The sequence below is a fragment of the Burkholderia sp. Se-20378 genome, from assembly GCF_017104665.1.
Classification (GTDB): Bacteria; Pseudomonadota; Gammaproteobacteria; order Burkholderiales; family Burkholderiaceae; genus Burkholderia; species Burkholderia lata.
In genome coordinates this window covers 1-11357 of the sequence record NZ_JAAGPG010000273.1, presented here as the reverse complement: position 1 = coordinate 11357, position 11357 = coordinate 1, and the positions used below count along the sequence as shown (strand labels likewise).

General features: G+C 67.7%; 11 protein-coding genes and 2 riboswitches. Of the genes, 2 read left to right on the top strand and 9 right to left on the bottom strand.

The annotated features are described in order from the left end of the window. Window positions 1–582, bottom strand: a 582-nt coding sequence (locus tag G3N93_RS24530; RefSeq protein ID WP_277396566.1) for a thiamine pyrophosphate-binding protein, incomplete at its 3' end; no start/stop codon positions are given. A gap of 364 nt (window positions 583–946) precedes the next feature. Here G3N93_RS24530 and vapB point away from each other — a divergent pair. Beyond that, window positions 947–1183 carry a type II toxin-antitoxin system VapB family antitoxin gene (vapB, locus tag G3N93_RS24525; protein WP_174940166.1) on the top strand — a complete coding sequence of 79 codons (237 nt, stop codon included), beginning with the start codon at window positions 947–949 and terminating at the stop codon, window positions 1181–1183. Further along, window positions 1183–1584, top strand: coding sequence for a type II toxin-antitoxin system VapC family toxin (locus G3N93_RS24520; protein ID WP_174940164.1), 402 nt, complete (start codon window positions 1183–1185; stop codon window positions 1582–1584). Before vapB ends, G3N93_RS24520 begins: the two co-directional genes overlap by 1 nt. Before the next feature lie 70 nt (window positions 1585–1654). Here the strand turns inward: G3N93_RS24520 and G3N93_RS24515 are convergent, their stop codons facing one another. The 8 genes from G3N93_RS24515 to G3N93_RS24480 form a co-directional block, all read right to left on the bottom strand. Next, window positions 1655–3043 carry an L-serine ammonia-lyase gene (locus G3N93_RS24515; RefSeq protein WP_206134145.1) on the bottom strand — a complete coding sequence of 463 codons (1389 nt, stop codon included), beginning with the start codon at window positions 3041–3043 and terminating at the stop codon, window positions 1655–1657. Window positions 3044–3073: 30 nt separating this feature from the next. Beyond that, window positions 3074–4210 carry an alginate lyase family protein gene (locus G3N93_RS24510; protein ID WP_174940162.1) on the bottom strand — a complete coding sequence of 379 codons (1137 nt, stop codon included), beginning with the start codon at window positions 4208–4210 and terminating at the stop codon, window positions 3074–3076. A 151-nt stretch (window positions 4211–4361) separates the two neighbouring features. After that, a complete protein-coding gene (gene gcvP, locus G3N93_RS24505; RefSeq protein ID WP_174953309.1) occupies window positions 4362–7289 on the bottom strand; it encodes an aminomethyl-transferring glycine dehydrogenase in 2928 nt (975 codons plus the stop codon). Between the two features lie 147 nt (window positions 7290–7436). Continuing rightward, window positions 7437–7820 (bottom strand): glycine cleavage system protein GcvH, encoded by a 384-nt coding sequence (gene gcvH, locus G3N93_RS24500; RefSeq protein WP_174940158.1) that lies wholly within the window; start codon window positions 7818–7820, stop codon window positions 7437–7439. Window positions 7821–7938: 118 nt separating this feature from the next. Then, complete coding sequence (gcvT, locus tag G3N93_RS24495; protein ID WP_011350563.1) at window positions 7939–9057, bottom strand: glycine cleavage system aminomethyltransferase GcvT; 1119 nt, start codon at window positions 9055–9057, stop codon at window positions 7939–7941. 84 nt (window positions 9058–9141) lie between these two features. Beyond that, window positions 9142–9275, bottom strand: a riboswitch (glycine riboswitch). A 33-nt stretch (window positions 9276–9308) separates the two neighbouring features. Next, a riboswitch (glycine riboswitch) is annotated at window positions 9309–9410 on the bottom strand. Window positions 9411–9523: 113 nt separating this feature from the next. Then, on the bottom strand, window positions 9524–9886 hold the full coding sequence (locus tag G3N93_RS24490; RefSeq protein ID WP_027788671.1) for a hypothetical protein: 363 nt from the start codon (window positions 9884–9886) through the stop codon (window positions 9524–9526). Window positions 9887–10044: 158 nt separating this feature from the next. Further along, entirely contained in the window at window positions 10045–11097 is a 1053-nt protein-coding gene (locus G3N93_RS24485) for an oxidoreductase (RefSeq protein WP_206134144.1), read from the bottom strand. Between the two features lie 63 nt (window positions 11098–11160). Next, on the bottom strand, window positions 11161–11357 hold a 197-nt coding region (locus tag G3N93_RS24480; RefSeq protein WP_206134143.1), incomplete at its 5' end, for a hypothetical protein.

The following is an 11357-nucleotide window of genomic DNA, read 5'->3' as shown; positions in this document are numbered from 1 at the left end:
CGCGGCCGCGACGCGTTTCGCGGCCGGCACGACGGGCTGCGGCGCGCACGCTTCGGACAGCACGTCTTCCGGCAGCGCGAGCACCACCGGGCCGGGACGGCCGGACGTCGCGACGTGGAACGCATGGCTCAGGTATTCGGGAATGCGGCGCGGGTCGTCGATCTGCGCGACCCATTTCGCCATCTGGCCGAACATCCGCCGGTAGTCGATTTCCTGGAAGGCTTCGCGGTCGAGGTGCTCGCGGGCGCACTGGCCGACGAACAGGATCATCGGTGTCGAATCCTGGAACGCGGTGTGCACGCCGATCGACGCGTGGGTCGCGCCGGGCCCGCGTGTGACGAACGCGATGCCGGGGCGGCCGGTCAGCTTGCCGACGGCCTCGGCCATGTTCGCGGCGGCCGCCTCGTGGCGGCAGACGACCGTCTGGATGCGCGCGGTGTCGTCCGCCAGCGCATCGAGTACGGCGAGGAAACTCTCGCCCGGCACGCAGAACACACGTTCGACGTGATTGGCGAGCAACGCATCGACGAGCAGTCGCGCGCCGGTGGTGGCGGGCTGCTCGAGATCCTTGGAATGCGACATGGGCTGCCGTCTCCCTGGGTAGCGGGACGTACAGCTTACGCCCGTTGGCCGGCCGCCGGTACGCCGGCCGCAGAAAAGTGTCGGAACACGTAGGGATTCGGGCACGCACTGCGGTTTCGGCCGAACGGCCAGCTTGTGCGTGCATCCTCGACGCTGAAAAATCGAGCGCTACGAATGTCGAGCCGGCCCGCTTGTCGTTGGCGCGGTTGAATGAGGCCCTGTCCGTCATGAACGGTGCGGCGTGCCGGCGTTCGCTTTCGAATCGATATCAGGGTGAGCAAGCATGTTGTACACACATGGATTTACATCGTCGGCCAAGCGGATATACTGTACATCCACAGTACATCCGGATGTTGGAGGCGACATGCATACGACGAGGGTATTTCGGAACGGCAACTCGCAGGCCGTGCGAATTCCTGCCGACCTTGCCTATGAACGCAGCGATATCGAACTGGAAATCGAGCGCATCGGTGACGAAATCCGTATTCGGCCGGCGCGGCGGCCTTTGACGGATGTCCTCGAGAAATTCGCGAAATTCGGGCCGGATTTCATGGCCGAAGGGCGTGGCGACCACGAGCAGGCCGAACGCGAGGGGCTGTGATGCCGCGCTACATGCTCGACACCAACATGTGCATCTATCTGATGAAGCATCAGCCGGAGCAGGTCGCGAGACGATTTGCGCAGTGCTACACGGGGGACGTCGTGATGTCGGCCATCACGTACGCCGAGCTCGAGTATGGCGTCACCGCGTGCGCGAGCCCGGCGCGGGAGCGCAGCAACCTTGCCGCGCTGATCGAGGACATTCCCGTCGCGCCGTTCGATGTTGCGGCTGCGCAAGCGTATGGCCCGGTCCGCGAGGCAACCCGCGAGCGGAAGAAGGATCATCTCGACAAGCTGATCGCCGCTCATGCGGTGTCGCTCGATGTCGTCCTGGTGACCAACAACGAGCGGGATTTTGTGAGCTACCCGGGCGTGCGGCTGGAAAACTGGCTGAACGATTGATCCATGCCCGCAGGGCGCGCGATGGTCATGCGGGGCGACTGATTGCCCCACATGGCCATCGGCTGCAGCATCAGCACTCGACGATATTCACCGCGAGGCCGCCGCGCGACGTTTCCTTGTACTTCGTCTTCATGTCGGCGCCCGTTTCGCGCATCGTCTTGATCACGGAGTCGAGCGACACGTAGTGCGAGCCGTCGCCGCGCAGCGCCATGCGCGCCGCGTTGACGGCCTTCACCGACGCCATCGCGTTGCGCTCGATGCACGGGATCTGCACCATCCCGCCGACCGGGTCGCAGGTGAGGCCGAGGTTGTGTTCCATCCCGATTTCAGCCGCGTTCTCCACCTGGTGCGGCGTGCCGCCGAGCACGGCCGCAAGTGCACCGGCCGCCATCGAGCACGCGACGCCCACTTCGCCCTGGCAGCCGACTTCCGCACCGGAGATCGACGCATTCAGCTTGTAAAGAATGCCGATCGCGGCAGCCGTCAGCAGGAAGTCGATCACGCCCTGTTCGTTCGCACCGGGCGTGAAGCGCGTGTAGTAGTGCAGCACGGCCGGGATGATGCCGGCCGCGCCGTTGGTCGGCGCGGTGACGACGCGGCCGCCGGCTGCGTTTTCCTCGTTGACCGCGATCGCGTACAGGTTGATCCAGTCGATCATCGACAGCGGATCCTGCAGCGCGCGCTCCGGGCTGCCCGTCAGCGTGCGGTACAACTGCGGCGCGCGGCGCTTGACCTGGAACGGGCCGGGCAGGTTGCCGTCGGCTTCCGGGTTGCCGATCCCGCAGCCGCGCGACACGCACGACTGCATGACGGCCCAGATCTTCAGCAGGCCGTCGCGCGTCTCTTCCTCGGTGTGCCACGCACGCTCGTTTTCCCACATCAGCTGCGCGATCGACTTGCCGGTCGACTCGGTCAGCGCGAGCAGCTCGGCGCCGGTGCGGAACGGATGCGTCATCTGCTCGGCCGCGCTCAGCACCTTGGTGTTCGGTGCGCCGGCCGTCACGACGAAGCCGCCGCCGACCGACAGGTAGGTGCGCTCGACCAGCACGTTGCCGTCCGCGTCGGACGCACGCAGCTTCATCCCGTTCGGATGCTCGGGCAGCGCCTGGCGGTAGAACGCGATGTTCTCCTTCAGCACGAACGGCACCGGATGCGTGCCGAGCAGCGCGAGCTTCTTCGATTTGCGGATGTCTTCCAGCCGCGCGTCGATCGTCTCGGGATCGACGGTGTCGGGCGCGTCGCCGAGCAGGCCGAGCATCACGCCGCGGTCGGTGCCGTGGCCCTTGCCGGTCGCGCCGAGCGAGCCGTACAGCTCGACCTTCACGTGGGCCGTTGCGTCGAGTTGCCCGTCGCGCTCGAGGCCCTGGACGAACATCAGCGCCGCGCGCATCGGCCCGACCGTATGTGAGCTGGACGGACCGATACCGATCTTGAAGAGGTCAAAGACGCTGACTGCCATGTTGATTCCTGCCTTGCTATAAGAATAATGCTAGCGCGCCTGCAATGGCAGGCACGCGGCGAGCCATGCGGGCGGCGTTGGGGAAAGCTGCTGCGCGACGCGGGCATAGCGCCCGTCGAGCCGCGCGGCCAGATGAAAGAGTTCGGTGGCGTTTTTCGGGTCCCACTGCCCCGTGTAGCCCGGCAGGCCGGCCTCGCGGCGCTTCGCGTCGAACGGCACGGGCGAATTCACGAATTCCTCGTGGGTCTTCTCGCCGAGCGCGTACGGCACGAGCCAGTCGAGCGCGGCTGCGAGCGTCGCGCCGTTCGCACCCCGTTCGCGCAGCCAGTTGCGGTTGAAGCGGCGCGCAGCGAGCGCGGCCGTCACCAGCGGTTGCAGGTCGTAGACCGCGTAATGCAGCGCATCGCGTTCCTCGAAGTCCCAGGTCTTGCCGTCCGGGCCGATGTTGTCGGCGAGATGCTCGACGAACAGCCGCTGCGCGGCGTTCATCATCTTGCGATCGCCGAGCGTGAACGCGGACAGCGCGATCAGCTTGATCCGGTGACTTTGCCAGTTGTTGCGCCAGGTGCCGGTGAGCGGGCGCTTCTGCGCGTCGATCTGCGCGACATAGCCGGCGCCGAGCTTCGCGATGAACGCGGCCGTCGCGTTGCGGGTCTTCACCGGCAGCGCGCTCGCGGTCATGTCGTACGCGACGATCAGGCTGTCGAAGCGCGTCTCGTCGATCGGGTTGAAGCTCGGCTGGTAGGTCGCGACCCACGCGGACAGGAAGCGGTCGACGAGCTGCAGGTAACGCGGCGCGTTCGTCACGCGCCACGCGAGCGCAGCATCGCGCATCAGGTCGAGATCCTTCAGCGCGGCGGCGCTCTGGTCGTAGATGCCTTCGTGCGGCAGCGTGCCTTCCGTGTGCACGCGCGCCATCGCCTTCGGCTGCTCGCCGATGCGCGCGTCGACGCTGCGGATCAGCGCCTGGACGCCCGGCTCGGCCTGTGTCGTCTCGCTCGCCTGCAGTGCCGGCGCCGCGCAGAAATTCATCGCGGCGCGCGCGCTGCCGGACGCGCCGAGACCGGCGGCGGCAAACGACAGCGACGCAACGAGCATCGGCACGACGCGGCGCGCGCGCGGCCGCCCTTGCATTGCACCATGGCCCGGAAACATCGGACGCACCATGCGGAACTCCTTCATTGGCTGGATCGCGTGTGATGTTAGCCGGATTGGCGGGCGAACGTGAACCGGTTCGAGCGGCGAACAAAAAAACCGCACGCAACCCCGGGTTGCGTGCGGTGTGGTCACCATCGGGCGGCTCCTGGCCTGGCGCGCGTTATGCGTATTCCGACATCGGCACGCACGAGCAGAACAGGTTGCGGTCGCCGTAGACGTTGTCCGCGCGGCCGACCGGCGGCCAGTACTTGTTCGTGCCGAGCGAGGCGACCGGGTACGCAGCCTGCTCGCGCGAGTACGCGTGCGGCCATTCGTTCGCGGTGACGACGGCCGCCGTGTGCGGTGCGTGGCGCAGCGGGTTGTCTTCGCGGTCGGCGCGGCCTTCCTCGACTGCACGGATTTCGTCGCGGATCGCGATCATCGCGGCGATGAAGCGGTCGAGTTCTTCCTGCGATTCCGATTCGGTCGGCTCGACCATCAGCGTGCCCGGCACCGGGAAGCTCATCGTCGGCGCGTGGAAGCCGTAGTCCATCAGGCGCTTCGCGACGTCGTCGACGCTGATGCCGCTCGATTCCTTGATCGGACGCAGGTCGAGAATGCACTCGTGCGCCACCAGCCCGCCCGGGCCCGAATACAGCACCGGGTAGTGCGGCGCGAGGCGCTTCGCGATGTAGTTCGCGTTGAGGATCGCGGTTTCCGTCGCGGCGGTCAGGTTCTTCGCGCCCATCATCGCGATGTACATCCACGAGATCGGCAGGATCGACGCCGAGCCGTACGGCGCAGCCGATACCGCGCCGATGCCGTCTTCTTCGCGCGTGTAGCCGGTCGAACGCTGGTTCGGCAGGAACTTCGCGAGGTGCGCGCCGACTGCGACCGGGCCGACGCCCGGGCCGCCGCCGCCGTGCGGGATGCAGAAGGTCTTGTGCAGGTTCAGGTGCGACACGTCGCCGCCGAACTGGCCCGGCGCGGTCAGGCCGACCATCGCGTTCATGTTCGCGCCGTCGACGTACACCTGGCCGCCGTGCGCATGGACGATCTCGCAGATCTCGCGGACGTTCTGCTCGAACACGCCGTGCGTCGACGGATACGTGATCATGATCGCCGCGAGGTCCTTCGCGTGCTCGTCGGCCTTCGCCTTCAAATCGGCGATGTCGACGTTGCCCTGCGCGTCGCATGCGACGACCACGACCTTCATGCCGGCCATGTGCGCCGATGCCGGGTTCGTGCCGTGAGCGGACGCCGGGATCAGGCACACGTCGCGGTGCGCTTCGCCGCGCGATGCGTGGTAAGCGTGGATGATCAGCAGGCCCGCGTACTCGCCTTGCGAGCCCGCGTTCGGCTGTAGCGACACGGCCGCGTAGCCGGTGGCCGCGACGAGCATCTGCTCGAGCTGGTCGATCATCTCGCGGTAGCCGACGGTCTGCTCGGCCGGTGCGAACGGGTGGATGCCGCCGAATTCGGGCCACGTGACGGGCAGCATTTCCGACGTCGCGTTCAGCTTCATCGTGCACGAGCCGAGCGGGATCATCGAGCGGTCGAGCGCGAGATCCTTGTCCGACAGGCTGCGCAGGTAGCGCAGCATTTCGGTTTCGGAATGGTGGCGGTTGAACACGTGGTGCGTCAGGTACGCGCTCGTGCGCTCGAGGCCGGCCGGCAGCGCGGCGACGCCGGCGAGGCCCGCGTCCAGCGCGTCGACGGCCGGTGCGGTGCCGCCCGCGGCTTGCGCGAACACGGCGAGGAGATCGGCGAGGTCGTCGCGCGTCGTCGTTTCGTCGACCGATACGCCGACTTGCGTGTCGCTCACGCGGCGCAGGTTGATGCGCTTCGCCTTCGCGAATTCGTGAACCTGCGCGGTGCGCGCGCCGGTGTCGATCGTCAGCGTGTCGAAGAACGTGTCGTTGACGGTTGCGAAGCCGAGCTGCTTCACGCCGGCGGCGAGCAGCGCCGCGATGCGGTTCACGCGCAGCGCGATCGTCTTCAGGCCGTGCGGGCCGTGGTAGACCGCGTACATGCTGGCCATGATCGCGAGCAGCGCCTGCGCGGTACACACGTTCGACGTGGCCTTCTCGCGGCGGATGTGCTGTTCGCGCGTCTGCAGCGCGAGGCGCAGCGCGGGCTTGCCCTGCGCGTCGACCGTCACGCCGACGAGGCGGCCCGGCATCTGGCGCTTGAATTCGTCACGCACCGCGAGATACGCGGCGTGCGGGCCGCCGAAGCCCATCGGCACGCCGAAGCGCTGCGTGTTGCCGATCGCGACGTCCGCACCCCAGTCGCCCGGCGGCGTGAGCACGGTCAGCGCGAGCAGGTCGGCCGCGACGACCACGTGGCCGCCGGCCGCATGGATTGCTTCGGTGAGTGCGCGGTAGTCGCGCACGTCGCCGTTCACGCCCGGGTACTGCAGCAGCACGCCGAATGCATTGGCCTGAGCTGCGTCGGCGGCCGGGCCGGTCTTGACCTCGATGCCGACCGGCAGCGCGCGCGTGCGGATCACTTCGAGCGTCTGCGGCAGCACGTCGTCGGCGACGTAGAACACGTTCGACGTCGGCTTGCCGGTGCGCTGCAGCAGCGTCATCGCTTCGGCGGCGGCGGTGGCTTCGTCGAGCAGCGACGCGTTCGAGATCGCGAGGCCCGTGAGGTCGGCGACCATCTGCTGGAAGTTCAGGAGCGCCTCGAGGCGACCCTGGGAAATTTCGGGCTGGTACGGCGTGTAGGCCGTGTACCACGCCGGGTTTTCGAGCACGTTGCGCAGGATGACGGCCGGCGTGTGCGTGTCGTGGTAACCCTGACCGATATACGAGCGGAACACCTGGTTCTTGTCCGCGAGAACCCGCAGTGCGGCGAGGGCTTCGGCCTCGCTCTTCGGCTGCGCGAACGGGCCGAGCGGCAGCGTTTCGGCGCGGCGGATCGAGGCCGGGATCACGGCGTCGATCAGGGCGGCGCGCGACGCGAAGCCGAGCGTGTCGAGCATGGCCTGCTGGCTGGCGGCGTCGGGGCCGATGTGGCGTTCGGCGAACGCATCGTGCGTTTCGAGCGCGGCGAGCGAGAGGGGCGTGCGGTTCATCAGGCGGTCCGGGTGTTCGAGCTTCATGGCGTTCCTAGGTCGACCCGAGGGGGTGCGTCGGCACCTGCTCGGGCCGCATGCTTGGCAAGCGACCGGAGCGTGCGCCTGGGCGCTTGCTCCGGCCTCGCGCGAGGCAGGGCGGCTGACCCACCCCGCGCGGTACGAGTGAGAAAGTTAGTCGCCGATCAGTTTCTTGTAAGCGTCGGCGCTGAGCAGGTTGTCGGTGTTGGCGCCTGCTGCGAGCTTGATCTTGAACAACCACGCGTCGTACGGATCGCCGTTGACATCTTCCGGCGTGTCGACGGCGTCCTGGTTGAACGCGACGATCTCGCCCGATACCGGCGAGTAGATGTCGGATGCAGCCTTCACCGACTCGACGACGCCGATCGCGTCGCCTGCCTTCGCCTGCTTGCCGACTTGCGGCAACTCGAGGAACACGATGTCGCCAAGCGTGCTCTGTGCGTGATCGGTGATGCCGACCGTCAGCGTGCCGTCTGCTTCGGTGCGGATCCACTCGTGTTCGTCGGTGTATTTCAGATCGGCCGGGACGTTGCTCATCGGATGCTCCTGATTAAAAGGGTTTGTTCGTTTTGCTGGCGCGCCGCCGGGGCGCGCCGGGTGTGGTGTTGCGCCGGGCGCCATCTCCCGGCTTCCCGGGAGGCGGGCCTCCCGGCCGTTACGCAGCGAGGACCTTGCCGTTGCGCACGAACGGCAGTTTTACCACGCGCGCGGGAAGATTCTTGTCGCGAATTTGCACCTGGACCAGGTCGCCGATCTGGACGGCCGCCGGCACGCGCGCGAACGCGATCGATTCCTGCATCGACGGCGAGAACGTGCCGCTCGTGATCTCGCCTTCGCCGTGCGGCGTGACGACTTTCTGGTGCGCACGCAGCACGCCGCCCGCCTTGCCGTTTTCCTTCTGCAGGATCAGGCCGACGAATGCGGCGCGGGTGCCGTTGGCTTCCAGTGCGGCGCGGCCGACGAAGTCGCGCGGCGCGGTGAGGTCGACCGTCCACGCGAGGCCCGCGTCGAGCGGCGAGACGGTGTCGTCCATGTCCTGGCCGTACAGGTTCATGCCGGCCTCGAGGCGCAGCGTGTCGCGCGCGCCGAGCCCGCACGGCCGCACGCCGTTTTGTTGCAGCGCGTTCCACAGCGCTTCGACGTGCACGGCCGGGACGATCACTTCGAAACCGTCTTCACCGGTGTAGCCGGTGCGCGCGACGGTGAGATCGCCGAACGGCGTGCCGGCGACCTGCGCGGCGTTGAACGGCTTCAGTTCGCTGGTGGCGGCGCGCGCGGCGGGCACGGTCGACCAGGCCTTTTCGCGGGCGTTCGGGCCCTGAACGGCGACGATCGCGAAATCGCGGCGCGGTGTGATCGTGACGCCGAAGCCGCCTTGCTCGTTCAGCTGGTTGAACCACGCGATGTCTTTCTCGGCCGTACCGGCGTTGACGACGACGCGGAAGAATTCTTCGGTGAAGTAGTAGACGATCAGGTCGTCGATGACGCCGCCCTGCGGATTGAGCAGGCACGAGTAGAGCGCCTTGCCGGGCGTCTTCAGCTTGCCGACGTTGTTCGCGATCGCATGCTCGAAGAACGCGCGCACGCGGCTGCCGGTGAAATCGACGACGCACATGTGCGACACGTCGAACATGCCGGCGTCGGTGCGCACGGCTTCATGTTCTTCGATCTGCGAGCCGTAGTTGACGGGCATGTCCCAGCCGCCGAAGTCGACCATGCGGGCATTGAGCGCGCGGTGCGCGGCGTTGAGCGGGGTGTGATTCAGTGCAGTCATCGAGGCCTCAGGCAAGGCGCTTGCGCGCGGATCAGAACGGCCATGTGCCGACCACCGCGGCCAATGGCCTGCGAGCGATCCGGTACATGCCCCTCTGTCCTCGATACCTGAGAGATTGCGTTGCCGGCCAGGCCTGGCGAACGCGCGCCCCTTCGGTGGGCAGCTTGCCCGCGCAGCGAATGCGCTGCGGGCTACTGCCGCTCTCCAGAGTGCGGGGAGAGTGTGGCCCGCGCAATGCGCGGACGGGATTCCCCGACGCGGTCGGTCCTTTTGCCTGAGAGTTTGCGGGTGTGCCCCTTCGGCGGCGCAACCGGCTGAAACAGCCCGGTCACACGCTCTCCCGACGCGTGCGGGCGACTGTACGCGAGCGGTTGGGCCTTGTCAATTTGAGCAAAAGAATGTCGCTTCGCGACAAGCGGCGGCAACCGGCGCCGCCGCTTTTTCCGCTCCGGCGGGCGCCGGTGCGTTACTCGCCGATCGCGCGTGCGGCCGTGTCGAGTTCCTGGTTCAGCACGCGCTGCTCGTCGCCGGACAGGCCGCCGCTATGTTGCGCGGACATGTCGTTCGCTTCCTGACGGATCACGTCGAGGCGGTGATGAAGCTGCGCGCCGTACGGCGGCGGGTAGTAGCCGCCGTTCACGCGCGCATCGATACGGCGGTGCAGGTTGTCGATCCGGCCCTGGATCTGCTGCATCCGCTCGTTCGCGACGACCTGCGGATTGGGCCGCGGCGGGGGTGCCGGGCGGACCGGCTGCTGCGGCTGCACGATACAGGCCGCAAGCGAGGAAACCAGGACGCAGCACGCTGCTGCGCGAATCAACCGTTGCATCAACATTCTCCTGACGGATTGGTGTCGGATCGACTTTTTTGAGAAACGCATCAGACCGGTCTACCGCTGACTTTCGTTCCCCCGGCATTTGTAACCGAATGTTCCGGTTGATCCATGCGCACCCGCGCCAGCCGGCCGCCACCGGCCGGCGCGCGGTGTCAGATCGTGCGGCGCACGAACGGCAGCCGGCGGCCATCGTGCTCGCTCTGTGCGGCGAGCTCGATGATCGTCATCACGTCGACGGCGTCCTGCGCGGTGACGGGGAACGGCGCGCCGTCGCGGATCGACGCGGTCAGCGCGCGGTAGAACTCCGCGTATTGGCCGTCGAGCGTCGGCACCGGGCGCTCGACTTCGACGTCGCCGTCGAGCACGCGCAGCAGGCCGGGCGGGTTGCCGCCGCCGAATTCGACGTCGTCCGCGGTAAGGCCGGCCTTGAGCTGGTCTTCCTGCGTGTCGAGCCCGAACTTCTGGTAGCTGCCGCGGGTGCCGTGCAGCGTGAAGCGCGCGGGTTCGATCGCCGACAGCGCGCTCGCATGCAGCGCGACGTCCTTGTCCGGATAGCCGAGCTGCAGGTGCACGAAATCGGGCGCCGTGCCGTTGTCGCGGCGCGTCTTGACGGTCGCGCTCACCGTTTCCGGCAGGCCGAACAGCGCAAGCGCCTGGTCGATCAGGTGCGGGCCGAGGTCGAGCAGCAGGCCGCCGCCACGGGCGGGCTCCTCGCGCCAGCGCGTGCGCGGCGTCGGGCGGAAACGGTCGAAGTGCGATTCGAAACAGGTCAGCCGGCCGAGCTCGCCCGATTTGACGATGTCGCGCACGGTGAGGAAATCGCCGTCCCAGCGGCGGTTGTGGAACGGCGCGAACAGCCGGCTGCGCGCGTTCGCGAGCCGCGCGAGCGCGAGCGCCTCGTCGGCGGTGAGCGTGACGGGCTTGTCGACGACCACGTGGCGGCCGGCTTCGAGCACCTGGCGCGCGAGCGCGAAGTGCGTGTCGTTCGGCGTGGCGATCACCACGCATTCGATGTCGTCGAGGCCGAGCAGCGTGTCGAGATCGGTGACGACGCGCGCGCCCGGATACGCCGCCTGCGCGCGATCGGGCTGCCCCGTTGCTATCGCGGTGACTTCAGTGCGGCCGCTCGTGGCGATCACCGGTGCGTGGAACGTCGCGCCGGCGAACCCGAAACCCATCAAACCAATCCTGAGCAATGACGACATGGCAATCCCTGGCTGCGAAGGAAACTAAAGGACGGTGCGCCGAGACGGCGCGAAGACGACCGGCTATTTTGGCATGGCGCGGCTGCTTGCACTGGCGCGTTCGGGCGAAACGCGCGGTGCGATGCGGCGTTTGCGCAAGGAAAGCCGGCATTTTGCGTGGGCCTGCTTGATGCCCGCGCCGGTAGCCTGCCGGCCCGCGCGGTGGACGACCGGCGCCGGGGCGCCGCCCGGGGTCATGCCGCTGTGCTCCGCCGCACGGC